Consider the following 26,794-nt stretch of genomic DNA (forward strand, 5'->3'; position numbering starts at 1 on the left):
CCCCCGGAAGGGACTTGCTTTGTGAGCAGCAAGCCTGCCAGCAGCAAAGTCTCAACGGCAGACCTTGAACTCAGCCATTTGCAGAGTTCTTTTTCGCTTACCACGAAGGCATAATGGCCCATTTGGTGCTGCCGCCTGTTGGATTTGGCGATGCGCCCGCAAATCAAACCGGAAAACCCACTCCCCATGGATCACAGCACCCACAACAAGATCGTCAGCTTCATCTGGTCAATTGCAGACGACTGCTTGAGAGATGTCTTCGTCCGAGGGAAATACCGGGATGTGATCTTGCCGATGTTCGTGCTCCGTCGACTGGACTGCCTGCTGGAGCCAACCAAGACTGCCATCCTGGAAGAGGTTCGTTTCCAGCGAGAGGATGTTCAACTCACCGACCTCGATCCCACCGGTCTGCGTGAGGCCTCAGGCTATGTCTTCTACAACACCTCCAACTTCACCCTGAAGTCACTGCTGGGCAACCCTTCCCAGCTCGAAGCGAATCTCAAGAACTATCTCGACGGCTTCTCCGACAACGTCAAGGAGATCGTCGAGAAGTTCGACCTGCGCAATCAGATCCGCAAGATGGACCAGTCCGATGTCCTGTATGACGTCATCGAAAAGTTCGTCTCCGAGGAAATCAACCTCAGCCCGGACGACCGCAAGGGGCCAGATGGCCGCACCCAACCAGGACTATCAAACCTGGGCATGGGCTACGTTTTTGAAGAGCTGATCCGCAAGTTCAACGAAGAGAACAACGAAGAAGCAGGCGAGCATTTCACCCCCCGGGAGGTCATCAAGCTCATGACCAACCTGGTGTTCGTTCCCGTCAAAGGCAAGCTACCAAATCCGCTGACAATCTACGACCCCGCTTGCGGCAGTGGCGGCATGCTCACCGAAGCCCAGGACTTCATCATCGATCCGGAAGGCGAGATCAAGGCCAAGGTCAGCGTCTTTCTCTACGGCAAAGAGGTCAACCCGGAGACCTACGCCATCTGTAAATCCGACATGATGATCAAGGGCAACGACCCCGAGAAAATCCTGTTCGGCTCCACGCTGGCGACCAATGAATTCTCGGGCAACCGCTTCGACTTCATGCTTACCAATCCACCCTATGGCAAGTCCTGGAAGAGCGATCAAAAGAACATCGTCGACGGCAAGGATGTCATCGATCACCGCTTTGAAGTAATGCTCACCGACTTCAGGAACGAGAATCCAGCGAGGCTGCCAGCCATACCCCGCTCGTCAGACGGCCAACTGCTGTTCCTGATGGAAATGGTCGACAAGATGAAACGCAAGAACGACAGCCCGCTTGGCTCTCGCATTGCTTCCGTCCATAACGGTTCAGCCTTGTTTACCGGTGATGCCAGTGGTGGCGAAAGCAACATTCGCCGCCATGTCATTGAGAACGACTACCTCGAAGCCATCATCCAGCTGCCGAACAACCTGTTCTACAACACCGGGATCACCACTTACGTCTGGGTGCTTTCCAATCACAAAGCTGAAAGCCGGCGTGGCAAGGTGCAGTTGATCGATGCCTCCAACCTGTATCAAAAGCTGCGGAAGAATCTGGGCGAGAAGAACTGCGAATTCTCAGACGACCACATCAGACAGATCACCCAGCTTTACCTGGACATGCCGAACGAGGGTATCTCCAAGGTTTTCGACAACCGGGACTTCGGCTACTACAAAGTCACCGTTGAACGCCCTCTTCGCCTTGCTGCTCAGTTCAGTGCCGAACGGATTGCCACGCTCCGATTCACTCCCGGCATGCAGGAGATCATGGAATGGGTCTATGGCAAATATGGTGACGAGGTTTATACCGACCTGAAGACTCACGCCGAAGCAATTGAACTGCATCTTGAGCGGGAAGAAATCGGGCTTTCGCCGAAAAATCGGAAGGAACTGCTTTCCGAATCGACCTGGACGTCTCAAAGGGATCTGATGAATTTCGCCCAGCAATTGCTGGAGTATATCGGGACTGACCTTCACCTCGATTTCAACTTGTTTGAGGCCATGGTTGATGCAGCCATCAAAGACCTGAAGCAAAAACTTTCTGCCACCGAGCGAAAGCAAATTCTGAGTGCGGTCAGCTGGTGTGATGAACGGGCTGAGAAGGTCATCAAGAAAATTCACAAGCTCTCGGGAAGCAAGCTGCAAGAGCTGTTGGCGGGGCTACGGACCACTCAGAACCAGCTAGCGGATTACGGCTACTGGCCCGGCAAGAATGCTGGTGAGTACTTTGAATACGAGCCTGACAGTGAGCTTCGTGACACGGAAAACGTGCCGCTCAAGGATGACATCCACGCCTATTTTATCAAGGAGGTTCGCCCCCACGTTGATGAGGCTTGGCTGGCAATCGACAAGACGGTGATCGGCTACGAGATCAGCTTCAACAAGTATTTCTACCAGCACAAGCCGCTACGCAGCCTTGAGGAAGTGACGAAGGAGATCCTAGCGTTGGAGGCTGAAACCGATGGCCTGCTAAAGCAGTTGGTTAGCTTTGTTGGGACGGCTCAGTAATGGAGCGGTACGAAAGCTATAAACCTAGCGGAGTCGAATGGCTTGGGGACATACCAAGCCACTGGAACACGTGCAGAAATATAGGTGTTTTTGATGAACGCAAGGCGATTAATCGTCCAGACCTTGAACTGCTTTCTGTAACGATCAACCGTGGCGTAATAAAACAGGATGAAATAACCACGAAAAAAGACAGTTCTAACGAGGACAAGAGCAAGTACAAGGTAGTCCAGAAAAACGACCTCGCCTATAACAAAATGCGGATGTGGCAGGGGGCTATCGGAACATCCGAGCACGAAGGAATCGTTAGCCCTGCCTATATTGTCCTAAGACCAAGAGACCCGACCTACTCAAGATTTTTTCACTACCTCTATCGCACTGAAGCGTTCATCAACGAAGCCAATCGCCATTCATATGGCCTGTGTCTGGATATGAATAGCCTCCGCTATGAGGACTTTAAGACTATCCATTCTCCACTCCCGCCAGCGGAAGATGTTGAGCGTATCGTCACTTTTCTCGACAAAAAAACCGCCGAGATCGATGCTGCCATTGCCAAGAAGGAGCGGCTAATCGAACTGCTGCAAGAACAGAAAAGCATCTTGATCAACCAAGCTGTCACTCGTGGATTGAACGCTGACGTACCAATGCGGGATAGCGGAGTTGAGTGGATTGGTAAGATTCCTGAGCATTGGAAAACCACACCTCTCAAACACATCTCAACCGTTCAGAGCGGTTTGACTCTTGGAAAAAACCACCCCCCCTCACGCAATACAGCAAAATACCCTTACTTGAGGGTTGCTAATGTTCAGGACGGATATATTAATCTAACCGAAGTGACGGAAATAAATTTACCGCAACGAGTAGCAAAAAATTACGAGTTAAAGAACGGTGACATTCTAGTCACCGAGGGTGGAGATATCGACAAACTAGGTCGTGGGGCATGCTGGAATACTGCAATTCCAAATTGTCTTCACCAAAACCATGTATTCGCAATCAGAATCCATAGCTCCGTAATACCTGAATTCGTCAGTTTAATAACGGGTGTCTCGTATGCACGAAAGTACTTCACCACTACTGCCAACAAAACAACCAATCTTGCTTCGACTAATAAGACAAAACTCGGAAATCTACCTGTTTTGGTCCCACCGATTCCGGAGCAAAAATTAATTCTCAAGCAGTGTGCATCGATCAGGGCTCAATATGATGAATTGTTAAATTATGCCTATCGTCAAACTGATGCCCTAAAGGAGATGAAAAGCATCGTTATCACTGAAGCTGTTACAGGAAAAATCAAGGTTTAAGGAACCACGAATGGTCAGCCAAACCAACGAAGCCGCACTCGAATCACACATCGAGACCACCCTAGCTAAAGATGGCTACAGGGTAGGCAATCCAACGGACTTCGACACTGAGTTTGCGGTTGATACCAAGTTGTTCTGGGAATTTCTAGAAAAGACACAGCCCCAGGAGGTTGCCAAGCTCAAGGATCGCCCGAACTGGCAACGACTGGTTCTGGAGCGGCTGAACAAGAGGATCAAGAAGGAGAGCGTGCTTGCCGTCTTGAAGAAGGGGCTGGCCATCGATGATGCCAACTTCACCCTGCTTTACCGCCTGCCCTACAACGACCTGAATCCCGAGGTTACCGCCAGGTTTGCCACCAACGTCTTCAGCGTTACCCGCCAGGTACATTTCTCGGCAACGGATACCTTCAAGTCCGTGGACATGGTGCTGTTCCTCAATGGCTTGGCCATCGCCACCCTCGAACTGAAAAATCCCTGGACTGGCCAGAACGTATTCAATGCCATCAAGCAGTACGGCACCGATCGTGATCCGAAGGAGCCACTCTTCGAGTTTGGCCGCTGTCTGGTGCACTTTGCCGTTGATCCCGATGAGGCGTACATGTGCACTCAACTGGCGGGCAAGGACAGCAACTTCCTGCCATTCAACAAAGGGTTCAATTACGGCAAAGGCAACCCGCCAAACCCGACAGGCCACAAGACAGCCTATCTCTGGCAGGACATCCTGACTCGAACGAGCTTCACCAACATCATCGAGCAGTTCGCCAAATTTGCCGTCGAGAAGGACAAGAAAACCGGGAAGGAAAGGAAGGCACTATATTTCCCCCGCTATCACCAGCTCGACGTGGTTCGCAGGATTCTCGCCGATGCCAAGCAAAAGGGCATTGGCCAGACCTACCTGATTCAACATTCGGCAGGTTCGGGCAAATCGAATTCAATTACCTGGCTGGCCTACCAGCTGGTGGAGCTCTACGACCCGACCGGCGCCAAGAACGTTTTCGACTCAGTGGTCATTGTCACGGATCGTCGAGTCCTGGATACGCAGATCAAGGACAACATCAAGTTGTTCTCGCAGACCAAGAACGTTGTTGCCCATGCGGAAAGTGCAGCTGAACTCAAAGCCCATCTGGAACTGGGCAAGAAAATCATCATCACCACGGTCCAGAAATTCCCGCACATCGTAGACGGGATCGAAGACCTGACGGATCGTAACTTTGCCGTGATCATCGACGAAGCCCATTCGTCCCAGTCAGGTACTGCCTCCGACAAATTGAACAGCACGCTCGGTGCCGACGAAGAAGAAGAGCCCGAGGATCTCCAGGACAAGATTCTTGCTGCCATGAAGGGCCGCAAGATGAGCAGAAATGCCAGTTATTTCGCCTTCACAGCCACCCCCAAGCCAGCCACCTTGGAGAAGTTCGGACGACAGACCAATCTGGACAAGGGTGACACCAAGTTCTACCCCTTCCACGAATACTCGATGAAGCAGGCCATCGAAGAAAAGTTCATCCTCGACGTCCTGGAGAAATACACCACCTACAAGAGCTACTACGAGGTCCAGAAATCGATCCATGAGAACCCCCTGTTCGAGACGATCAAGGCTCAGAAGAAGTTGAAAGCCTTCGTCGAGGGGTCGAAGGAAAGTATCGAGGTGAAGGCCAGGATCATGGTCGATCACTTCATCGAAAGCGTCTGGCAAGCAAAGAAACTGAAAGGCAAGGCCAAGGCCATGATTGTCACCCGGAATATCGAGTGTGCCATTCGCTACTTCCAGGCTGTCCGGAAGGCCTTGCTTGATGCCAACGTACCTTTCAAAGCCCTCATTGCCTTCTCCGGGGAGAAAACAGTTGATGGGATCAAGTACACCGAGGAAGGCATCAACGGATTCTCGGCCCGTGACCTGCCGGACGAATTCGAGAAAGACGACTACAAGATCCTAGTTGTGGCCAACAAGTACCTGACCGGCTTCGATGAGCCTTTGCTGCACACCATGTATGTGGACAAGAAGCTGCAGGGGGTTCTGGCGGTTCAGGCCCTCTCACGCCTGAACCGGTGCAACTGGAAGTTCGACAAGCGAGACACCTTCATCCTCGACTTCTACAACTCGCTGGATGACATCAAGAAGGCATTTGACCCCTACTACACCGCCACAACCTTGTCGGAGCCTACCGACGTCAACGTGCTGCATGACCTGAAGGACTCGCTTGCCGACTTCGGCATCTACGAGTGGGCCGAAGTCACCTGCTTCAACGAGAAGTTTTTTAGCAGTGCGCCGGCGGAAGAGTTGCACCCCATCATTGATGCCGTGGCCGCACGCTTCGACACCGACCTGGATGACGACAAGCGCATCGACTTCAAGATCAAGGCCAAGCAGTTCGTCAAAATCTATGGTCAGGTAGCGGCCATTATTCCCTTCGATATTGTCAGCTGGGAAATGCTGCACTGGTTCCTGAAATTCCTGATCCCGAAGCTCAAGGTGAAAGACAAGGATCAGGATCTCCTTGATGACATCCTGAACAGCATCGATCTCAGCACCTATGGTTTGGAACGTTCAAAGCTGAATGTGAAGATCGGCCTGGATGATTCCGAAACAGTGCTTGATCCACAAAATCCGAACTTGCGAGGGCTTCCACCAGCAGGCCCAGTTGATCCGCTGGACGAGATTATCAAGGCCTTCAACGAGCGTCACTTTGCGGGATGGGAAGCCACACCGGAAGAACAGAAAATCAAGTTCATCAACATTGCCAAACACGTAATCGACCATGCCGACTACAAGGTACAGGTCAAAGACAATCCGGACGTTCAGGGACGAGAGCTGGCGCTGAAAACGTTGATCAAGCACGCAGTGATGATTGAGCGTAAGCGAGAACTCGATCTCTACAAGAAATACGCTTCCGACCCGGACTTCGAGAAGGCGTTTGACGCCAGTATTGCCCGGTTGCTGGCGATGAGGCCGGAACAATTCGCTGCATCGAATTCAATCTCCGGGACAAGGCACTCCTGAGATGACAACAACGGATAGTGAGCAAGAATTCCGCTTAAAGCTGTACGGCGAGACCCGTGCTGATTTGCTCAAGCGTCAGTTATCAAACAGCGAGAATGTAGATCGGGCAATACTTACAGTTTCGACAGCGGCTCTCGGTTTCTCGCTGGCATTTTTGAAAGATGTTGTTCCAATTCAGACGGCTGATTACGTCTGGTTGCTGTATTTTTCCTGGACTCTGTTCGTATTAGCGATCATCAACACCCTCTTTTCCTTCTACACCAGCCAGAAGGCAATTGACGCCCAACTTGAACTCGCCAGGCTCTACTACATCCAGCAAGATGAGTCCGCACTAGCATCCAAGCCAAAGTTTTCAACGGTAACGGACTTCCTGAATAGTGCTGGTTCGATCATTTTCGTGGCTGGGCTAATAACAGCATGCATTTTTGTGGGCATTAACCTTGGAAAGGAGCAATCCGTGGCAGATAAAATAACGACCTCTGGTGGCACATCAACTTCGCAGGGGCAGACAGTACAAAAAGGGGCGCCGATTCCTAGTATGCAGGGGGTGCCGGTTAAACCCCAAGGTGGAGCCCCAGTTCCCGGCTTACAGCAAGTCCCAACCCCGCCGACAACTAAGCCTGGCTCTGGTTCATCAGGCGGAAAATGACTGCTCGGCGACTTTACCCATAGCCTAAACGCAGCACCATGCATGCTATATGCAGTAACACATCGTTGATTGGACAGGTGTGTCTACTGCATAGGCGATTCGATCTCGTCCAACGTCCCTCCTGATACCGTTGCCAGCACCCCCACAAATGCTTCGGCACCATCACGCAGCAGGGCGACGCTTTCATCGTCCAGGGTGCTTGCTGAAAGCAAATGAGCGAGGTCGGGTAATTCCTGCTCCCCATACTTCCTAGTCATGTGTGCAGCCTGCATGGCCAAGATCCTGGCAGTCTCGGCGAGATCTTCTTTGCTGGCTTTGGCGATCATTTCCTCTGACAATTGCCAGTAACCGCAAAATTCCTGAAAAATGGGGTCGTTCTTGTTCATGGTCTGCTTTCGTTGTCTGCTTCTGACATTATCCCTTATGGTTGGCGCAGTTCACGCCGAAACCCTCTCAGGCAGAGTAGTTGCCATTTCAGATGGCGATACCGTTACTGTCTTGGACGAATTCAATCAGCAGCACAAGATTCGCCTGTCTGGAATCGATGCCCCGGAGAAGAAGCAGCCATTCGGCCAACGCTCGAAGGAGTACCTAAGTGGGCTCGTATTCGACAAACCGGTGACGGTTGAATGGAAGAAAAAGGACCGCTATCAGAGGATCGTTGGGAAGGTAGTGGTGGCGGAGCCTTCATGCACAAAAAGCAATTGCCCGAAAACGCTCGATGCCGGCCTGGCTCAGGTCACGGTTGGTATGGCCTGGTGGTATCGAAAATACGCCAGTGAGCAAACCGAAGAGGACCGGCATCGCTATGAGTTTGCCGAGGTAGAGGCGAGAGCCAGGAAGGCTGGGCTGTGGTCAGACAAGGATCCGGTGCCACCTTGGGAGTGGCGCCATAGACGAACACAACAATGACAGAACGGGCAATGGAAGACTCGGGGAGCTCTATTCGGGCTAGGCTAAAGGTGGTTGCTGTGGCGCTCGCATTGGGTGTCCTTGCAGCAACGAATGTACTCACTCTGGTTGACGATCAGTTTCACGCCAAAGCCTACGGTTGGCTGGACGCTGTTGTTCGCTTATTTTCAGATGGCTCGGCGCTAAGAAACAGCCCGACCGAGGTCAGAAAACACGACGTAGCAGTCGCCACGCAGGCCCTTGTCAAAGAGAGGGATTATCTTGCTCGACATGCTCTCGAACTCACATCTGACGCCGTAGCAATTGCAGCCGAAATAAGGGCAATCAAGATCGAAAAAGCAGCACTCCACGCGGCAGCGACAACATGGGAACAACGTCACAAGCAAGCCGAAGATATGCTGCAACGGAACCGTTCTGCAACTCAGAAGCTGTCAAAAACTGTCGTACAACGGCTCGCCCGCAACACCAGCAGAAACATGTCTGGGTTGCTCGGTAAAGCTGTTCCTTACCTGGGGATTGGCGTCACGTTGGCCATGACGGGCCTTGATGTGGTTGATGCTTGCGATACAGTCCGGGAGATGAATCAACTGGCCAAATCAATGGAGTTGCCGGCAGAAGACGAAACAGGGGTTTGCGGTGTACCGGTCCCATCTAAAGACGCCGTTATCGCCGAAGTCTCGAAGAACTGGAAAGCTTCCTACTTGGCAGCATCCGAGGTGATAAACCAAGCTGGTCAGCAGATTCCCCCGCCGCCAACTACCGATGTGTTGTTGAAGCAGGCGAGCAGTTTCTTGATGGGCGTGACTGGCCCAAACCTGCATTTCATGCAGACAATGTAGTCTAACAAGCAACCTTAATTGACACGATCAAAGGAAATAATTCTACTAGGCGAATTTTTATTGGTGGTTACTTATTACAGATCAAATTTCTATTAACTTCGAGCGAAGCCTCTATGATTCAGATCCGATCTATTATTTTGCTTCTCTTTATTTTTTCTCTGATTGGCTCAGCGTTGGCAGAAGTTGAAATATGTCATGCCAGAATTAATGGCGAATCAGTCGATATTTCATTCGATTCAAATGATGATCTCTATATCGAAAACACAACATTTAGAGAGATATTTTTTTCCGGTTGGGATGGTTCTTGTCCCGGATATATAGTGCTACGTCACATGACGCCGAAACTTAGCGCTAAGGAAAGGGAAACTTTCTGTGCTGAGTATGATAAGAAATCAAAATCATATTCCGGTTTTTCGTTAGGCAGACGAGACGCTTATGGTCAATGTAAGAAGCCGGGAAAAATATGTGAAACAGTAAATGCCACGAAAGATGAGGCCTTGGCTATCGTTGGTCTGGGAGCAGGTGCAGCAGGTGGAGCCACTTTGGCCACGAGCGCTGCAGGTATTACGGCAGTAACGCATAGCTCCGGTGCGGTGATTCTCACTGGAAGCGCGGGCTATATTGCGGGCACATTGGGCACAGTAGCGGCAAGCGTGGTTTCGGTGCTCACAGCGCCTGCAACGCTTGTAGGTGCAACAGTTAGCGTGGTTGCTGTAGGTGGTGCGGTTTACCTCTGCAAGCCATCAAGCTAGCTAGCGATTTCTGCTGCTTTGCACCTCATGCAGTCCAGATCTACCCACAGGGCTTCTTCCGGAACTCTTCGTCAAACAGACGCTCAAGCGTTGGGTGTGCTCCCCGTAGACCATCCACAACCGCCTTAGCCCAGTCGAAGTATTCCTGCCGCCTCTGGAGGCTCCAGTCTGCAGGTGGGCATGCAGCAATATCCCGAACATTGCAGATCTTGTCTGCCAGCTTGACCAGTTTTGCTCTCCGGCTGATGGTTGGCGCATGTTCGATCTGGAGGCGTTTCCGTTCAGCTTTCGGCAGGGCCTTGTCGTCCGTGACTTCAAGGACAATCGCTGTTACATCCTCGCCGAAGAGGCTAGCCAACTCCCGGTCAGTCGTCTCGGTGTCTTCAATGGTGTCATGCAGGACAGCAGCGACAAGCACCTTTTCGTCTTCGATGCCGGCTTCGTTGGCCAGCACATTGGCCAAGGCAATTGGATGGTTGATGTACGGTGACGCCTCAGCATCCTTACGGCGTTGGTTTCGGTGCTTGTCGGCAGCGAAGGTGATGGCTTTGATGAGCAGGTTCATGGTTCTGGATATTCGGAGAGCAATAGGCCTTAGGCCGGCAACGTGTAGCTGACGTTTGTATCGGTCACGGTGACAACGCCATGCTTCTGCAATGCTGCCAGGAGTGAAGCTACTTCATGCTCTGAAAGCTGCTTCTGGAAGATGCTATTGATGGTGCTGCTGAGTGTTTTTACCTTCCTGGGCTTTGACGCCCCACGACGCTGCAGGTCTGCGATGACAACAGCCAGTCGGTCAGTTGGTGACTTCGAGTTGGCCGCCTTGACGATCGGTATCTCACTCACATCCTTGGACCGGCATGCCTGAATTTTCTTGGCCTTCAGATGCTGGATTAGTGGGTCGAATCCAGTGTCTTTTGACACGATATGGAAGTACGCATCCGGCTCAATTCCGGCCAGAACACCGATGTAGAAGGCAATGTGGAAATCCAGGGCATTTGAGCCGTTGCCGGTGATCTTCACGTACTCAGCCCGATCCCCCATCTGTTGCAATGCGGAAGCCACTTCAAAGGTGACCTTAGCTTGGCTGGCGCCAACGAAAACGAGAACCTTGAAATGGTCCTGAGCGAGCACGGCCATTGCCTCGGGTTGGACATTTTCGTAGTCAATCAGGACGTAGTTGGTTTTCACAGTGATCCCTGGTGAACGATGGTGTCATTCTAGCCGCATGCAGATTGCCTAGAACAATTCGTCAAAATTTCCACTTTTCGGAACTTTCTTGGCGGAGCCCTGAATGATGATGGTCGTACCCGGTGCCTATGGGCGTTGGCAAGGGCAACATGCAACAGCCAATAACCAGCAGCCAACTGGTTACCTCCAATGCTAATATACTGTTCATCCATACAGTAATCGTTGGTGGCCGCCATGCATGTCCGCCTGATAAAACTCAGGTCCAGAGGGAAGAAGCTATCGCCCGAGCATCTTCGGTCTGTGGACCACCTTGAGGGCAACCTGGAGTTGATCAAGTATCAGACCGGCACCCGATCCTACAGCTTTGCCAAGGTGACAAGGCAATTCAGTGGCGGGCTTATCGAGTCTCTCTGTGACCTCTACGAGCCCAGGCTGATTAAGATCGAAGGTGATTGCCTTTTGTTTGATGGGGTTGAAGAAGACAAACAGTCGGGTGAAGTGTTCTTCCAGCAGTGGCGTTGCTTTACTGGGTAGTCGCTGACTCCATGAACTATGCTGAGGTTGACGCCTAGGAGCCAGACATGACCGACCACAACATTCGTGAGTACATCAAATCCGGGTGGCCGTTCTTCGGTGCAACATCAAAGGGCGAGGTTCTGGCCCGTTACGTTCCCTATGGGCCAGTCTACAGGTGGCAGCAGAACTCGATGATTCCGACCCCTCTACAAGGCAGTGACCTGCTGTGGTGGTTGCAAGCTTCAGATGAGGATGATCATCTAGGTTGAGGATCACCAGAAGAGTTGGCGTCAAAGTGTCGGCATCGATGTCACCCTCCACCAGACCCGACACTCTGCAAAGCCTTGCCACTAGGCCATCTCGGAGATCAGTGTCGGGTGTGTCGGGTTTTCGGCATATCCGACAACATTTCTGTTCCGGCAATGCATCAGCCTTCCCACCATTGCTGGAGTCCTTATTTCCCTGTTTTTCATAATTCAGGAAATACCCGACACACCCGACACCATTTCCTTGAAAGCCTTTGGTGGCAATGGTTTCAAGGATGTCGGGTATGGCCAGAACCCGACACAAACCCGACACTACCTGTCACACGCTATATAGCTTTGCCAGGGAAGAAATTTGGGGTTCAGGTGGTACAACGCTATCAGACCACTTCGAATTCGCTTCCCAGAATCGCCCGGCACTGGTTCTGGTCCTCGGAATCCCGACGCCGAGCAAACGTTCCGCAAACTGGTTGCTGGCGAGTGTCTTGTAGCCATTGTCCAAGCTCCAAGTCCTGTAATGGCCATAGAGTTCGCTGCTGCCAACCCTGAACTTTTTGTCTTCCGATACCACGAGAAACTCGTCCGCAAACTGCCTGACTGGATCAGAATTGACACGGTACTGCCGGATTTCCATTTCGGAACTTGGTGGGATCAAATATTCACCCCTTGCCAGCAATTGCTGCAACCCGGCCAAGGCCCAGTTCAGAATGCCAGAAAGCTCAGCCATCAGCTTGGCTTCCCGTTGATTGTCCTTCTCAGCACCGGTGAACTGGCGGTTGAATCGGATGATGATTGCCCTCCGGAAGAAACCGTCTGAGTGGTCCAAGAGTCTTGGCAGCACGTTCGTGGCCCCGATTAGCCTGGCATAGGGCTTAAACGAGAAGGGCTTCTCATTCTTGCGCTCGGCCTCAATGATGTCACCGGATGTGATTTGCTTGAGATAGCCGTCAGCGATAGTCGCCTGGGCCGACATTTCCGAACTAATGTTGACCAGTTTGCCCTGCAGTTCCGCTCGAACGAACTTCTCCTGCAGACGCTCAATTTGGGCGTAGCTGATGTTCGTCTTGCCGATCAGCGCCGTGATAATCGCCAGGATCAGTGACTTCCCATTGCCACCAGAACCCACCAACCAGAGGAACTGATGCAGCCTAGTATCGGGGATCAGACAGAACCCGATGAACTCCTGTAGCAGCTGGATTTTTTCTGCCTTATCGTCATCTAGTGCAAAGATTTCATCCAGTGTCTGCAGCCAGAGTGGGCAGGTCGATTCTCGGTCAAAATCGATTCCCAGCTTGTTGGTCAGATAGTTGGACGGAGAGTGCACCAGAAGCTCACCGGTCATTGGATTCAGGGTGCCATTGTTCAGGCAGATGAGTGGCGAGTTCCGCTCAAAAAGTTCGGGCTCAGTGGCGTACTGGATTCTGATCAGATCAAGCACTCCATTTACCCTTGCTGCTGTCGCCTCAATACCCATTGCCGAAAGTAGCGGTTTTTTGATATCGACATCGGGATTCAAGGGCTTCCAGTAGCCGTCAACGTAGGCGAGTACCTGATTGCTGAAAGCGGCAACGTGACCGCCATGGCGTTCATTTGCAAAATCCACGGCATATTCCTGCCCGAGCTTCTTCTTGTTTGCCGGCGAGGCAGGTTTCGCCTTCTTGACTGGTCCGGGCGCAGTCTGTTCCGCTTCAGGATGAGTCTCGGCTGGCGCTGCAATCGGCACAGGCAACCAGAGGGCTTCCCCAAGCCCAGCCAATGCTTCTGCTGTCCATCCAGCCGCTTCTGCATCGGCCAGGTCATAGCCTTTTTCCAGGGGCTGGCCGTCTCGTTCCAGCAACGGCAAGTGCAGCACACCAAGGACTTCTGCTTCTGCTGCACGTAGTAACTGGATCAGCTTTTCCTGGTAGCCCAATCCCGCTTCATCGTTGTCACGTGCAATGAATATTTTGCGCCCCGCGAAGGGCGTGAAGTCTGTTTTCTCCGGAGACTTGGCGCCATTCATCGTCGTCACTGCCACGAAGTCCGGAAACAGGCGTTGTGCAGCATCAGCTGACTTTTCCCCCTCGGTGAATAGGACCGACGCCTCAGGATGAGCAGCAAGACGCTCCAAGCCATAGGCCGGTCGTGGCGACGGTGGAGCCCGGTTTTTCCATTGACGGTGCCCGGTCTCATCTTCGCAATAGGTCTGGGGGAGGAAGGATTTTCCCTTGGCGTTGTTGAAGCGATTCACGTAAAACAGCGCCTTGCCTTGCGCATCCCGGTAGGTCCAGGTCGCAGCGGCCGACCCCAGTTTTTCTCCGAAAAAGACCGTTCGGACCTTGGCGTTCTCGGGAATCGGCATGAGAACCTTCCATTCAGGCTTTTTTTCCGGGACCTTCGGCTCGGGGATGCGCTCAATGACCATAGGGACATCATCCATCCTGAGCCCCGCGATGAATTCGAGAATTTTTATTGCTGCTTCGGTCTGGAATTCATCCTCGTCAATATAGGCCACCAGGCTAATCAGATCCCCACCAGAGTCATCAGTGGCGAAATCGGCCCAGACCCCAGTTTCCGTGTTGATCTTGAATGAACCAGGCTCGGCGTCGTAGCGGAGTGGATTGCAAGGGACATACTCCCGTCCCTGCAGTTCCCCGTCAGGCAACCAGTGGTGCAGGATTTCTTCTGCGTATTCCAGCGCCAGTTCCCTGGTTGGTTCGAAAAGCGCATTGCTGGGGTGCGAACGGTGCTGGGCCAGCAAACGCTTCGCTGAACTGATGGGGTCGTCCGTCGTATTGGCGTTACTGAAACTGCTGATGCTGCTTGCTACAACTGCTGATGCTGTGATCCCCGTTTCTTGGGGCGAGTTAAAATATTCCATAGAATTATCCTTATTATGTTTTTTTGCCCGGTTGAATTCGTGCTCGCCGGGCATTTTTTATGGCTTCGGCCTTATGGCCACCGGCAACAAGGAAACCTATCCCGAGTCGGCTTACTGCTTTTCTCCGTCCCCCTCCGTGAACGGTAAAACGATGACCAAATGCGTGTCACTTTTTGATCATCGCTTTACTTATCTTAATCGGCGTTTTCCGAATTAACGGCTGGAACCTCCCTTTCTGAAAATTATTTTTACATTGCATTCGCCAGCCTGAATTAACACCACCCGCCACACGGCAATCCCACCCATCACCAAGACCTCCCCCTCCAAGGAGGTTCTCAGTTCGGGCGTTGACTGACGTTAATAGTGCCCCTCCACAATAGTGGTGCCGTTAACCTTCGCCTTCCAAACGGCAGGCTTGCCAGCAGGGCCAGACTTCAGAATAGCCGCACCGTCCAGGTATTCCTTGAGCTGGGAAAAGGCATTACTCACAGGCACGCCATTGCTTTCCGGTTTCTCCATCACATTCAGCTTCAGCACAATCTCAGCCTGACCATTGGACAGGCCGACCGCAGTCACAACTCCAACGTCCTTTTCAGTCGAGTAGGTGTTCAGCCGGTAGACAAAGTCCAGAATTTGGCCAGCCTCAGCCAAAGTCCCGACCGGGCCGCTGACCGGGAGCAGGAAGCAAAGGAAGTACTTCAGATCCGATTGAACCACCGGCTCCGGCGCATGAGTAACGCCAGGAAGACCAGCAACTTCGGCCGCCGTCAGCTTTTTAATACGACGCTTCGTGGGCTTGGGAGTCAAAGCGGGGGGAGCAGTTTGACTGTCGGTGGCAGTGGATTGAGTCGTTTCCATTACACACCTCCGTTCACGAGGGTACGGGACGCAATGAATCCATCCAGAGATTCACGAGAGTACTTCACCAGGCGACCAACCTTGACGTACGGCAGGTTGTAGCGCTTCGTGGTGGCCCAGACGGCAAGGGTTTGGGATTTGATACCGAGGTATTCAGCCGCTTCGGTACGGCTCATTAGACTTCTTGACATATTAATCTCCAAGCTGGTTTGGGCTTTGGCACGATGCCTGAGCCACAAATCAAATTATCTGGATATGTCTTTTGTCTGGCTGCGTAAAAAAATGCGCCGATTTCTTACACAAAATCAACGCTAGGTTCAGGAGGCAGACCGCCTTGCAGTCTCTCGGGTGCTTGCACTGGCCTTGGGTCCGACATCATGAGCGCGTGGGCGCAGGTGAGATTGATATGCGATTTGATGTTATTGGTGACAGTACGCAGTTGGGTACGATCTGGGTTTGGGTCGTCGATGCCGTAAAGCAGGCATATTAGATGACGCTCCTTAAGGTCGAAATTTTTCCAACAAGCCCAAGCACGGAGGTCGCAGTAAGGAAGAATTAGTTTCGCATGTAGGACACGGGCTGTGTCGGTCTTCCGCTTGCTCGGGTGAGATACCCGTTTGTCCTGCCGACACTGTTGAAGCCAATAATCGAAGGCTGTTTTAATGTCTTGGTCTTCTGCACCTAAATGGATTACAAGGTGTCCATAGGGAAGGAGATACTCTAGGTTGCCTATTGCCCCGGCGTCGACAGGGCTATCCGGTGGAACGGAGCAAGGAGAGAGTTCGTGAAGGAGTTGAACATCCCCGAAGGTCAATTGCTTTACAGCGGTAAGCGGGATTATGTACTCGAATGGCGAGCAGGGGTCGGCCATGACCTTAGGAAGTTCGTTATCCAGAAAGACTTTGTTTGGTGCTAGTTTGAGCGAATTCCATATCAGCACACGGCGTGCAATCTGTTGGCCCCATTCGTAGAGACCCATTGTCCTTAGGGTGCGATAGTTTTCGAGACTAAACCACGTCCTTGCTTCACGGATTGCATCATCTGACTGTGCCATGGCAAAACAATACGCGGGATGTTGGATTCGCCAAAGTTTACCGACTTTGATGAGGTTGGATAGAAGAAGTAACCCCGGCGTAACCCAAAAGCAAAAAGCCCAGTCTTTTGAACTGGGCTAAGTGCTTGAATTTATTGGTGGCCAATCGCGGAATCGAACCACGGACACGCGGATTTTCAATCCGCTGCTCTACCAACTGAGCTAATTGGCCAAGGGAGGGCGAATTATAGCGGGGTGTCTTGGCTGCCGCAATACAATCGCTGCAAAAACGTCCGTTCAGGTACCGATGGGCGGTGACTGGCGATAGAGCTCCGAAAAATCGTCGGGAAGCGGTGGTGGCGGAGTCGGCGGGCGCCAGGCCCGGAAGACGACGCGGGCGATGGCGCCGCGCCCAACGGGGTTGGGTCGCAGCCTGGCGCTGGCATCGTGCTGGACCGCGATTTCCTGAACGATGGCCAGACCGAGACCGCTCCCCTCGGTCGACGCATCGTCGACCCGATAGAAGCGCTCGAACACCATTTCCGCCTGGGCTTCGGTAATGCCGATGCCATTGTCCTCGACCTCGAAAATGATGGCAGCCTCCGTACTGATGACGCGGCAGGTAACGTGCCCGCCCGCCGGCGTATAGCGGAGGGCATTGTCGATCAGATTCTTGGCCAGTTCGCGCAGAAGGAAGGGATTGCCGCTGACCATCGCCGTCCCTTCCGCCTCGAACCCGAGATCGATCCGCTTTTCGAGCGCCAGCACGACCCAATCCTCGACCACCTCGCGGACGAGCAGGGTCAGGTCGAGCGGTTCGTGGCTCTGTTGGGCGGACTCGCCGCCCTCGGCGCGCGCCAGGGTCAGCAGCTGGTTGACCAGGCGCCCGGCGCGGTCGACCCCGACCGCGATCTGGCGCAGGGCGTGGCGCAACGCTTCGGGGTCGGCTTCGCGGATGGCGAACTGGGCTTGCGTCTTGAGCCCGGTCAGCGGCGTCCGCATCTGGTGCGCGGCATCGGCCACGAACCGCTGCTGCGCTTCGACGTTGCGCTTCATCCGTTCGAGCATTTCATTGAACGCCTCGACCAGCGGCTCCAGCTCCTCCGGAACGCGATGTGTGGCGATCGGTGAAAGGTCGGCCGGATCGCGGTTCTCGATCGTCTTGCGCAGTCGCGTCAGCGGACGCAGGCCGCGCGACAGGCCGAACCAGACGAGCATGACGGCCAGCGGGATGATGATGAACTGCGGGAGGATCACGCTGGCGACGATCTTGTTGGCCAGTTGCGTGCGTTTCTCCATCGTCTCGGCGACCTCGACCAGGACCCAGCGATCGCGCGGCATCTGCCCGTCGGCGACGTAAGAATAGGCGACGCGGACATCCTGCCCCTTGAGTTCGATGTCGCGGAAGTAGATCTCACCGGACAACGCAGCCGGGTCGATGTCCAGATCGGGCATCGGCAGATCGCGGTCGCCGGCCAGCAATTTCCCGTCACGGCTGACGACATGGAAATAGACGTTATCGGTCTCATCCGCCCGCAGCAGCGCCCTCGCCGACGCCGGCAGACTGAGTACCGGCTTGCCGTTGACCAGCTTGACCTGGCGCGAGATGGCCGTCACATGTTCCCGCAGTGCCTGGTCGTACGGAAAATTGGCGACGTTGTTGGCGAAGTAATGGGTGAACGCGATGCTCAACGGCCAGACGAACAGCAGCGGCGCAAGCATCCAGTCGAGGATCTCGCCGAACAGCGAGCGCTCGCTCTCGGAGCCGGCAGAACTACTCGGCCTGGGGTCGCTCAAGGCAGTAGCCCAGGCCGCGCACCGTCGCTATCTTGACGCCGCCGGCTTCGAGTTTCTTGCGCAGGCGATGCACATAGACCTCGATGGCGTTGTGGCTGACCTCTTCTCCCCAGCCACACAGGTGATCGACCAGTTGATCCTTGCTGACCAGGCGCCCCATGCGGGTCAACAGAACCTCGAGCAGGCCGATCTCGCGCGCCGAAAGATCGAGGGTCTGCCCCTGGATCTGGGCGATGCGCCCGACCTGGTCGTAAGTCAGCGAGCCGCACTGGATGGTCGGCGTCGTCCCGGCCGAGCGCCGCGTCAGGGCGCGCACCCGCGCTTCGAGCTCGGCCAGTTCGAAAGGCTTGATCATGTAGTCGTCGGCCCCCAGGTCGAGCCCCTTGACCCGGTCCCCGGTGCCGTCCAGCGCGGTGAGGATCAGCACCGGCAACTGCGAGTTGCGCGCCCGCAGACGCTTCAGCACTTCGAGGCCGGGCAGCTTGGGCAGGCCGAGGTCGAGGATCAGCAGGTCGTAGGCGACGGTGAGCACTGCCGCCTCGGCGTCCACCCCGTTGGCTGCCCAGTCGACCGCATAACCGCCCTGGCGAAGCGAGCGGGAAAGTCCATCGGCGATGATGGCATCGTCTTCAGCTATGAGAATCCGCATGTAACCTTGAGCGCCCCTACCGGCGTAAGTATTTTGTAAGGCTCGCGCATTATTCTGCGCGGGCTGTTCTCCTTTTATGGTCTTCGGAGTCCGTGGCTCGCGCCGCGACTCAGGGGGTGGCCCGATCCTGCACTGGGCGCCCCCTACCGTTTTTTTCCCCGAAGCTGCGCAAGTTTATCAAATTCGACGCCCTGCGATTTCCGCAGTGCACAAGCTCGTCCCGACAAATCCGGGGACGGTTGCGGTCGACCGCCCAAAACACCCGAAAATGGATGAAAAAAAGCCCGGGTCGAAACCCGGGCTTTTTGCTGACGATGTTCCGTCGATCAGTGCGACGAGGCGGAAGCGGCACCCAGACCGGTTTCGGAACGGATGAGCTGATCCGGGAACAGGGCACGCTCCTTCTTGGCCTGCTCGGAGTTGTCGAGGATCGACACGAGCCAGATCGTGAAGAAGGCCAGGGACATCGAGAAGATGGCCGGCGACGAGTACGGGAACGGCGCGGAGCCCTTCGGGTTGCCGAGCACAGCTTCCCACACGTTGGCGGACAGGATGGTCAGGGTCACGGCGGCGATCAGGCCGACGAAGCCACCGACAGTCACGCCGCGGGTCGTGCAGTTCTTCCACAGGACGGACATGAAGAGAACCGGGAAGTTGGCGGAACAGGCGATGGCGAAGGCCAGCATGACCATGTAGGCAACGTTTTCCTTCTCGAACAGGATGCCGAGGATAACCGCCAGGATGCCGAGGCAGACGGTGGTGATCTTGGAAACGCGCAGTTCGTCTTCGGAAGAAGCCTGACCATGCTTGAACACCGTGGCGTAGAGGTCGTGCGACACGGCAGAGGCGCCGGACAGCGTCAGACCGGCCACAACGGCGAGGATGGTTGCGAAGGCCACGGCCGAGATGAAGCCGAGGAACAGGTCGCCACCGACTGCCTTGGCGAGGTGCACCGCAGCCATGTTGCCGCCGCCCTTAAGGCCCTTGGCGATTTCGCCGCCGACGTAGAAGTCAGCCGGATTCTGGATCAGGTTGACGATGGCGCCGAAGCCGATGATGAAGGTCAGGATGTAGAAGTAGCCGATCCAGGTGGTCGCCCAGCCGACGGACTTGCGTGCTTCCTTGGCGGACGGCACGGTGAAGAAGCGCATCAGGATGTGCGGCAGGCCGGCGGTACCGAACATCAGCGCCATACCGACGGAGATGGCGGAGATCGGATCCTTGATCAGGGCGCCCGGCGCCATGATGGCGTCGTGCTTGGAGTGCACTTCAACGGCCTTGGCGAACAGCGCTTCCGGGTTGAAGCCGAACTGGAACAGCACGGCCAGCGCCATGAACGTGGCACCGGAGAGCAGCATGACGGCCTTGATGATCTGCACCCAGGTCGTCGCGGTCATGCCGCCGAACAGCACGTACATCATCATGATGATGCCCACCATGACCACGGCGTAGGTATATTCGAGACCGAACAGCACCTTGATCAGCTGACCGGCACCGACCATCTGCGCAATCATGTAGAAGGCGACGACGACCAGCGAGCCGGTCGCGGCGAAGGAACGCACCGGAGTCTGGGCGAAACGGTAGGCGGCCACGTCGGCAAACGTGAACTTGCCCAGGTTGCGCAGGCGCTCGGCCATCAGGAAGGTGATGACCGGCCAGCCGACCAGCCAGCCGATCGAGAAGATCAGGCCGTCGAAGCCGTTGGCGAACACGAGACCGGAAATACCCAGGAAGGACGCGGCGGACATGTAGTCGCCGGCGATCGCCATGCCGTTCTGGAAGCCGGTGATGCCACCGCCGGCGGTGTAGAAGTCGGCAGCGGACTTGGTCTTGGAGGCCGCCCACTTGGTGATGTAGAGCGTGCCGCCGACAAAGATGGCGAACATGGCGATCGCCGTCCAGTTGGTCGCCTGCTTCTGGGTATTGCCGAGATCGGCACCGGCGGCGACGGCCGCACCGGCAGCCAGCAGGGCGAACAGACCGCCCAGGATGTACTTGTAGTTGGCTTTCACTTGCCTGCCTCCTTGAGAACCGCGGCGGCCTCGGTATCGAATTCCGTATTGGCGCGCCGGACGTAAATCACGGTGAGAACGATGGTGAAGACGATGACCCCCAGCCCCATCGGAATACCGATAGAGGTGACCATCCCGGCGCCCAGCTTGGTGGCCAGCCATTCCTTGTTGAAGGCGATCAGCAGGATGTAGCCGAAGTACACGACCATCATGAGGGTCGTCATGATGAAAGAGTACGAATTGCGCTTGGCTACCAGCGCCTGGAACTTGGGATTGTTCCGGATCTGCGCATATGTATCGGTATGCTGCGATGACATTGATTTGCTCCTCAGACTTTGATGTTTATAGAGGCATTGCTGCGGAGCGTAATTTAGGCGTGGGTTCTTACAGCCAACTTACAGACTGTTACAAAAGTTGTAAGCGCTTCCTTGATCTGCAATAAAAAAGCCCCGCACGCGGCGGGGCTTTTTTTCAGGCGTCGAGCCGGCCGGGAATTACATCCCCATGCCACCCATACCGCCCATGCCACCCATGCCGCTCATGTCCGGCATGCCGGCGGCCGGCTTGTCTTCGGCCAGCTCGGCGACCATGCATTCGGTGGTCAGCATCAGGCCGGCCACGGAGGCGGCGTTCTGCAGTGCGGTGCGGGTCACCTTGGTCGGATCCAGGACACCCATCTCGACCATGTCGCCGTACTCGCCGGTGGCGGCGTTGTAACCGTAGTTACCCTTGCCGCGCTGGACCTTGTCGACGACGACGGACGGCTCGTCACCGGCGTTGGCGACGATTTCGCGCAGCGGCTGCTCCATGGCGCGCAGAACGATCTTGATGCCGGCGTCCTGGTCGTGGTTGTCGCCCTTCAGCTTGGCGATGGCGGCACGGGCACGGATCAGGGCGACGCCGCCGCCGGCGACGATGCCTTCTTCAACGGCAGCGCGGGTGGCGTGCAGGGCATCCTCGACGCGGGCCTTCTTTTCCTTCATTTCGACTTCGGTGGCGGCGCCGACCTTGATGACGGCAACGCCGCCGGCCAGTTTGGCGACACGCTCCTGCAGCTTCTCGCGGTCGTAGTCGGAAGTGGCTTCCTCGATCTGGATGCGGATCTGCTTGACGCGGGCCTCGATCGAGGCGGCTTCGCCGGCACCGTCGATGATCGTGGTGTTTTCCTTGGCGACTTCGATGCGCTTGGCCTGGCCGAGGTCCTTGAGGACAGCCTTTTCCAGCGACAGGCCGGTCTCTTCGGAGATGACGGTGCCGCCGGTCAGGATGGCGATGTCTTCCAGCATGGCCTTGCGACGGTCGCCGAAGCCCGGGGCCTTGACGGCGACGGTCTTGAGGATGCCGCGGATGTTATTGACGACCAGGGTGGCCAGCGCTTCGCCATCGACGTCTTCGGCGATGATCAGCAGCGGGCGGCCGGCCTTGGCGACTTGTTCCAGAACCGGCAGCAGGTCGCGGATGTTGGAGATCTTCTTGTCGAAGAGCAGGACGAACGGGTTTTCCAGCAGGGCCTGCTGCTTGTCGGCGTTGTTGATGAAGTACGGCGACAGGTAGCCGCGGTCGAACTGCATGCCTTCGACGACGTCGAGTTCGTTGGCCAGGGACTTGCCGTCTTCAACGGTGATGACGCCTTCCTTGCCGACCTTTTCCATGGCCTCGGCGATGATATCGCCGATCGAGGAGTCGGAGTTGGCGGAAATGGAACCGACCTGGGCGATTTCCTTGGAGGTCGTGCACGGCTTGGAGAAAGCCTGCAGTTCGGTGATGGTGGCGGCGACGGCCTTGTCGATGCCGCGCTTGAGATCCATCGGGTTCATGCCGGCGGCGACGAACTTCATGCCTTCGCGGACGATCGACTGGGCCAGCACGGTGGCGGTGGTGGTGCCGTCGCCAGCGATATCGGAGGTCTTGGAAGCGACTTCCTTGACCATCTGGGCGCCCATGTTGGCGAACTTGTCCTTCAGTTCGATTTCCTTGGCCACGGAAACGCCGTCCTTGGTCACGGTCGGACCGCCGAAGGAACGCTCGAGCACGACGTTGCGGCCCTTGGGACCGAGGGTGACCTTGACCGCGTCGGCCAGGATGTTGATGCCTTCGATCATGCGGGCACGGGCGGAATCACCGAACTTGACTTCTTTAGCTGCCATTTAATAGCTCCTGAAATTTGATCTGTTTTGAACGTCGACCGCGGCAATCAAGCCTGCAGGACACCCATGATGTCTTCTTCACGCATGACCAGGACTTCCTGGCCGTCGACCTTGACGGCCTGGCCGGCGTACTTGCCGAACAGGACGCGGTCGCCGACCTTGACGTCCAGCGCGATCTGCTTGCCGTTGTCGTCGCGCTTGCCCGGGCCGACGGCCAGGACTTCGCCCTGATCCGGTTTCTCGCCGGCGGAATCGGGGATGACGATGCCGGAAGCGGTGGTGCGCTCGGCTTCAACGCGCTTGACGATCACACGGTCGTGCAAAGGACGGATATTCATAGAGTTGGCTCCTCTTGGTTTGCTAAGGTGAAATTGGCCGGCACGCCCGAATGCGTCCGGGACGGGAGCGGGCTGTTGTTAGCACTCGTCTCCGGTGAGTGCTAAATAATAAGGACGGTCCCCGCCAATTTCAAGTCGACGACGCCGAAGAATGTGAAGTAGTTGGCAATCGCGGCCCCGCGCCGGCCCGCAAAGGCACTTTTCGCCGGCACCGCTGTCTGTTGGCCAGGAGGAAACGCAGATGCCAGGCAACTCACCCGAATCGGCACCCCAATCGCTGGCCCATGTCGCCTCCAGCTTCGCGGCGATCACCGCGGTTTCCGTGCGCGATCCCTTCCGCTGGCTGGCGATGGGGCTTGCCGACCTGCGCGCGGCGCCCGCCGCCAGCCTGTTCTACGGCGCCGCCTTCGCCCTGATGGGCTGGGCCATCGTCTTTTTCTACGGCCACGCCTATTCGCTCACCGTCGGCCTGATGGGCGGCTTCATGCTGCTCGGCCCCGGCCTGGCGATGGGGCTGTACGCGCTGTCGCGCCAGCGCGAGGCGGGCGAGGTGCCGCGCCTGCGCCCGTCGCTGACCATCTGGCGCGCCAATCTGTCCAACCTGGCGATCTTCGCCCTCGTCACCGGCGTCGTCTTCCTGGTCTGGGCGCGCGCGTCGCTGGTGGCCTTTGCCGTCTTCTATTCCAGCGGCTTGCCGACGGCGGCCGATTTCGTGCGCGAGCTACTGTCGTTCACCAATGCCGAGTTCGTGATCACCTATCTGCTGATCGGCAGCTGCTTCGCCGCCTTCGTCTTCGCCATCAGCGTCGTCGCCGTGCCGCTGATGCTCGATCGCAACACCGATGCGGTAAGCGCCATGCTGCTCAGCATCGCCACCGTGGCCAAAAACCCGCTGCCAATGCTGGTGTGGGCCGGCCTGATCGTCGCGCTGACCGGCCTCGGCTTCGCCACCGCCTTCGCCGGCCTGGTGCTGACCGTGCCGATCCTCGGCCACGCCACCTGGCACGCCTATCGTGCGATGATTCCGCCCGGCAAGACCTGACCGGATGCGCCGGGGCACCCGGCCCTTTTTCAGGAGATCAGCGAATGGCGGAGCGGGGCCACGTTTCCTGGGGTACCGATGCTTGAAGTCGTCGGTCTGTCGCGGCGCTTCAACGGCCGCAGCGTGCTGCGCGACGTCTCGCTGCACTTGCGCTCGGGCGAGTACGTCGCCATCGTCGGCGAATCCGGCGTCGGCAAATCGACGCTGCTCAACCTGATCGCCGGCCTCGACCGTCCCGACGGCGGACGCCTCGCCCTCGACGGCGTCGATTACGCGCAGCTCGACGAGGACGCCCTGACCCGCCTGCGGCGCGACAAGCTCGGCTTCGTCTTTCAGGCCTTCCACGTCCTGCCGCACCTCAACCTCCGCCAGAACGTCGCGCTGCCGCTCTGGTTGCAGGGCCGCCAGGGGGCGGCAGCGGAAACCCCGGCGCAGCAACTGCTGGAGGCGGTCGGCCTCGGCGACCGGGCGGCCGGCTGGCCGCGCGAGCTTTCCGGCGGCGAGTTGCAGCGGGTGGCGATCGCCCGCGCCCTGGTGCATCGCCCGAGCCTGGTGCTGGCCGACGAACCGACCGGCAATCTCGATCCGGCCAACGGCGCCCGGGTGCTGGCCCTCCTCGCCGAGCGCATCCGCGCGGCCGGCGCCCTCGGCATCCTGGTGACGCACTCGCCGGCGGCGGCGGCGACCGCCGACCGCGTGCTGCACCTGACGAGCGACGGGCTGCAGGCGTGAGACTGGCGCCCGTCTTCCTCGGTTCGCTGGCTAGGCGCCGGATGGCGACGCTCTTTTCGCTGCTCGCCATCGTCCTCGGCGTCGCCCTCGGCATGGCCGTCCAGGCCGTGCATGAAGCGGCCCTGCACGAGTTCGGGCGCGGCCTGCGTACCATGGCGGGCGATGCCGACCTGCAGGTCGTCGGTCCGCGTGGCGGCTTCGACGAGAACCTCTACGCGCAGCTCGCCGCCCGCCCGGAAGTAGCCGCCGCGAGCCCGGCGCTCGAACTGGAGGTCAGGCGCACCGGCAGCGAGGAAACCCTGCAGCTGCTCGGCATGGACGTCTTCGCGCTCGCCGCCGTGACGCCGGCCCTGCTGCCGCGCCCGGCCGCGGATGGCGAACGCTTCGCGCCGCTCGCCGAGGACCGCGTCTTCCTGAGTGCCGCGGCGCTCGCCGCCACCGCCCTGGCGCCCGGCGACGCCATCGATTTCCAGTCCGGCACCCAGACCGTGCGCTTCAGGATCGCCGGCGACATCCCCGGCGCCGCCGACAACCGCCGCCTCGCCATCGTGGACATCGCCGCACTGCAGTGGCGTTTCGGCAAGCTCGGCCGCCTCACCCGCATCGACCTGCGGCTGGCCGACGGCGTCACGCCGGAACAGGCCGCTCCGGCGCTGCAGGCGCTGTTGCCGGCCGGCGTGCTGGTCGAGCCCCCCGCGGCGGCAGCCGATCAGGCGGCCAACCTGTCGCGGGCCTACCGGGTCAATCTCACCCTGCTCGCCGCCATCGCGCTGCTCACCGGCGGCTTTCTGGTCTTTTCCGCCCAGGCGCTGTCCGTCGTCCGGCGCCGCGGCGAGTTCGCCTTCCTGCGCGCCCTCGGGCTGCCGCGCCGCAGCCTGTTCGCCTGGCTGCTGGCGGAAGGCGCCCTGGTCGGGCTGGCCGGCGGCCTCATCGGGGCCGCCCTCGGCCACGGGCTGGCCTGGGCGGCGCTCGCCCTGCTCGGCGGCGACCTCGGCGCCGGCTATTTCTCCGGACTGGCGCCGTCCCTGCACTTCCAGCCGGCGACCGCCGCCATCTACGTCGGCCTCGGCGTGCTGGCCGGGGTCGCCGGCGCCTGGCTGCCGGCCCGCGAAGCGGCGACGGTGGCGCCCGCCCAGGCCCTGAAGGCCGGCGGCGAGGCGGCCCTCCCCGGCGGCCGCGGCCATCCCCGGCTGGGGCTGGCGCTGCTGGCGGCCAGCCTGGCGGCGTGCGCCATGCCGGTCGTCGCCGGGCTGCCGATCGGCGGCTACCTGGCCGTGGCCTTACTGCTGGCCGGCAGCGTCATGCTGCTGCCGACCCTCGCCACCGCCCTCGCCCGGCGCCTGCCGGCGCGCGGCCCGGTGCCGGCCCGGCTGGCCGCGGCGCGCCTC

Annotated in this window: 25 protein-coding genes and 1 tRNA gene; 12 read left to right on the forward strand and 14 right to left on the reverse strand. The window is 57.2% G+C overall.

Going from position 1 to position 26,794, the window contains the following annotated elements:
- Positions 1-150 precede the first annotated feature (150 nt).
- The 4 genes from GH660_RS04315 to GH660_RS04330 are packed head-to-tail and all read left to right on the forward strand — an operon-like array spanning position 151 to position 7,465.
- A complete protein-coding gene (locus tag GH660_RS04315; protein ID WP_228276353.1) occupies positions 151-2,517 on the forward strand; it encodes a class I SAM-dependent DNA methyltransferase in 2,367 nt (788 codons plus the stop codon).
- Positions 2,517-3,815: a restriction endonuclease subunit S gene (locus GH660_RS04320; RefSeq protein WP_153145321.1), complete on the forward strand. Its 1,299-nt coding sequence runs from the start codon at positions 2,517-2,519 to the stop codon at positions 3,813-3,815. The genes GH660_RS04315 and GH660_RS04320 overlap by 1 nt, the downstream gene beginning before the upstream one ends.
- 10 nt (positions 3,816-3,825) lie before the next feature.
- The gene (locus tag GH660_RS04325; RefSeq protein ID WP_153145322.1) at positions 3,826-6,816 is read left to right on the forward strand and encodes a type I restriction endonuclease subunit R; all 2,991 of its coding nucleotides are present in this window, start codon (positions 3,826-3,828) and stop codon (positions 6,814-6,816) included.
- 1 nt (position 6,817) lies between these two features.
- Positions 6,818-7,465, forward strand: coding sequence for a hypothetical protein (locus tag GH660_RS04330; protein WP_153145323.1), 648 nt, complete (start codon positions 6,818-6,820; stop codon positions 7,463-7,465).
- Positions 7,466-7,548: 83 nt separating this feature from the next.
- Here the strand turns inward: GH660_RS04330 and GH660_RS04335 are convergent, their stop codons facing one another.
- Positions 7,549-7,851, reverse strand: coding sequence for a hypothetical protein (locus GH660_RS04335; RefSeq protein WP_153145324.1), 303 nt, complete (start codon positions 7,849-7,851; stop codon positions 7,549-7,551).
- A gap of 112 nt (positions 7,852-7,963) precedes the next feature.
- Between GH660_RS04335 and GH660_RS04340 the strand changes: the two genes are divergently transcribed.
- The 3 genes from GH660_RS04340 (at position 7,964) to GH660_RS04350 (ending at position 9,968) form a co-directional block, all read left to right on the forward strand.
- Positions 7,964-8,377: a thermonuclease family protein gene (locus tag GH660_RS04340; protein WP_228276354.1), complete on the forward strand. Its 414-nt coding sequence runs from the start codon at positions 7,964-7,966 to the stop codon at positions 8,375-8,377.
- Between the two features lie 59 nt (positions 8,378-8,436).
- Positions 8,437-9,216 carry a hypothetical protein gene (locus tag GH660_RS04345; RefSeq protein ID WP_153145325.1) on the forward strand — a complete coding sequence of 260 codons (780 nt, stop codon included), beginning with the start codon at positions 8,437-8,439 and terminating at the stop codon, positions 9,214-9,216.
- Positions 9,217-9,329: 113 nt separating this feature from the next.
- Positions 9,330-9,968: a hypothetical protein gene (locus tag GH660_RS04350; protein WP_153145326.1), complete on the forward strand. Its 639-nt coding sequence runs from the start codon at positions 9,330-9,332 to the stop codon at positions 9,966-9,968.
- 40 nt (positions 9,969-10,008) lie between these two features.
- On the opposite strand, the gene GH660_RS04355 is transcribed toward GH660_RS04350, so the two are convergent.
- Positions 10,009-10,533 carry an HD domain-containing protein gene (locus GH660_RS04355; RefSeq protein WP_153145327.1) on the reverse strand — a complete coding sequence of 175 codons (525 nt, stop codon included), beginning with the start codon at positions 10,531-10,533 and terminating at the stop codon, positions 10,009-10,011.
- A 29-nt stretch (positions 10,534-10,562) separates the two neighbouring features.
- Complete coding sequence (locus tag GH660_RS04360) at positions 10,563-11,159, reverse strand: PIN domain-containing protein (protein ID WP_153145328.1); 597 nt, start codon at positions 11,157-11,159, stop codon at positions 10,563-10,565.
- Between the two features lie 234 nt (positions 11,160-11,393).
- Between GH660_RS04360 and GH660_RS04365 the strand changes: the two genes are divergently transcribed.
- Both GH660_RS04365 and GH660_RS04370 read left to right on the forward strand, forming a co-directional pair.
- On the forward strand, positions 11,394-11,693 hold the full coding sequence (locus tag GH660_RS04365; RefSeq protein WP_153145329.1) for a hypothetical protein: 300 nt from the start codon (positions 11,394-11,396) through the stop codon (positions 11,691-11,693).
- Between the two features lie 47 nt (positions 11,694-11,740).
- A complete protein-coding gene (locus GH660_RS04370; RefSeq protein WP_153145330.1) occupies positions 11,741-11,944 on the forward strand; it encodes a hypothetical protein in 204 nt (67 codons plus the stop codon).
- Positions 11,945-12,260: 316 nt separating this feature from the next.
- On the opposite strand, the gene GH660_RS04375 is transcribed toward GH660_RS04370, so the two are convergent.
- The 11 genes from GH660_RS04375 to GH660_RS04420 form a co-directional block, all read right to left on the reverse strand.
- Positions 12,261-14,852: a phage/plasmid primase, P4 family gene (locus GH660_RS04375; RefSeq protein ID WP_153145331.1), complete on the reverse strand. Its 2,592-nt coding sequence runs from the start codon at positions 14,850-14,852 to the stop codon at positions 12,261-12,263.
- A 303-nt stretch (positions 14,853-15,155) separates the two neighbouring features.
- On the reverse strand, positions 15,156-15,656 hold the full coding sequence (locus tag GH660_RS04380; RefSeq protein WP_153145332.1) for a hypothetical protein: 501 nt from the start codon (positions 15,654-15,656) through the stop codon (positions 15,156-15,158).
- Positions 15,656-15,832, reverse strand: coding sequence for a helix-turn-helix domain-containing protein (locus tag GH660_RS04385; RefSeq protein ID WP_255478755.1), 177 nt, complete (start codon positions 15,830-15,832; stop codon positions 15,656-15,658). Before GH660_RS04385 ends, GH660_RS04380 begins: the two co-directional genes overlap by 1 nt.
- A 119-nt stretch (positions 15,833-15,951) precedes the next feature.
- On the reverse strand, positions 15,952-16,710 hold the full coding sequence (locus tag GH660_RS18180; protein WP_368666104.1) for a DUF6387 family protein: 759 nt from the start codon (positions 16,708-16,710) through the stop codon (positions 15,952-15,954).
- 135 nt (positions 16,711-16,845) lie between these two features.
- Positions 16,846-16,921: transfer RNA gene (locus GH660_RS04390), tRNA-Phe, on the reverse strand.
- Between the two features lie 65 nt (positions 16,922-16,986).
- Positions 16,987-18,486: a sensor histidine kinase N-terminal domain-containing protein gene (locus GH660_RS04395; protein ID WP_228276355.1), complete on the reverse strand. Its 1,500-nt coding sequence runs from the start codon at positions 18,484-18,486 to the stop codon at positions 16,987-16,989.
- Entirely contained in the window at positions 18,464-19,135 is a 672-nt protein-coding gene (locus GH660_RS04400; RefSeq protein ID WP_153145334.1) for a response regulator transcription factor, read from the reverse strand. Before GH660_RS04400 ends, GH660_RS04395 begins: the two co-directional genes overlap by 23 nt.
- A gap of 326 nt (positions 19,136-19,461) precedes the next feature.
- A complete protein-coding gene (locus GH660_RS04405) occupies positions 19,462-21,147 on the reverse strand; it encodes a cation acetate symporter (RefSeq protein ID WP_153145335.1) in 1,686 nt (561 codons plus the stop codon).
- Positions 21,144-21,464: a DUF485 domain-containing protein gene (locus GH660_RS04410; protein ID WP_153145336.1), complete on the reverse strand. Its 321-nt coding sequence runs from the start codon at positions 21,462-21,464 to the stop codon at positions 21,144-21,146. The genes GH660_RS04405 and GH660_RS04410 overlap by 4 nt, the downstream gene beginning before the upstream one ends.
- A gap of 177 nt (positions 21,465-21,641) precedes the next feature.
- Positions 21,642-23,294, reverse strand: coding sequence for a chaperonin GroEL (groL, locus tag GH660_RS04415; protein WP_153145337.1), 1,653 nt, complete (start codon positions 23,292-23,294; stop codon positions 21,642-21,644).
- 47 nt (positions 23,295-23,341) lie between these two features.
- Positions 23,342-23,632, reverse strand: coding sequence for a co-chaperone GroES (locus tag GH660_RS04420; protein WP_066885114.1), 291 nt, complete (start codon positions 23,630-23,632; stop codon positions 23,342-23,344).
- 241 nt (positions 23,633-23,873) lie between these two features.
- Here GH660_RS04420 and GH660_RS04425 point away from each other — a divergent pair, with 241 nt between their 5' ends.
- From GH660_RS04425 to GH660_RS04435, 3 genes are all read left to right on the forward strand, one after another.
- Positions 23,874-24,674, forward strand: a complete 801-nt coding sequence (locus tag GH660_RS04425; RefSeq protein WP_228276356.1) for a DUF2189 domain-containing protein — start codon at positions 23,874-23,876, stop codon at positions 24,672-24,674.
- 78 nt (positions 24,675-24,752) lie between these two features.
- Positions 24,753-25,406, forward strand: a complete 654-nt coding sequence (locus tag GH660_RS04430) for an ABC transporter ATP-binding protein (RefSeq protein WP_153145338.1) — start codon at positions 24,753-24,755, stop codon at positions 25,404-25,406.
- The coding region (locus GH660_RS04435; protein WP_153145339.1) for an ABC transporter permease at positions 25,403-26,794 on the forward strand (1,392 nt) is incomplete at its 3' end. The genes GH660_RS04430 and GH660_RS04435, both read left to right, overlap by 4 nt.

Source organism: Dechloromonas sp. H13 (assembly GCF_009469615.1).
In the GTDB taxonomy this organism is placed as follows: domain Bacteria; phylum Pseudomonadota; class Gammaproteobacteria; order Burkholderiales; family Rhodocyclaceae; genus Azonexus.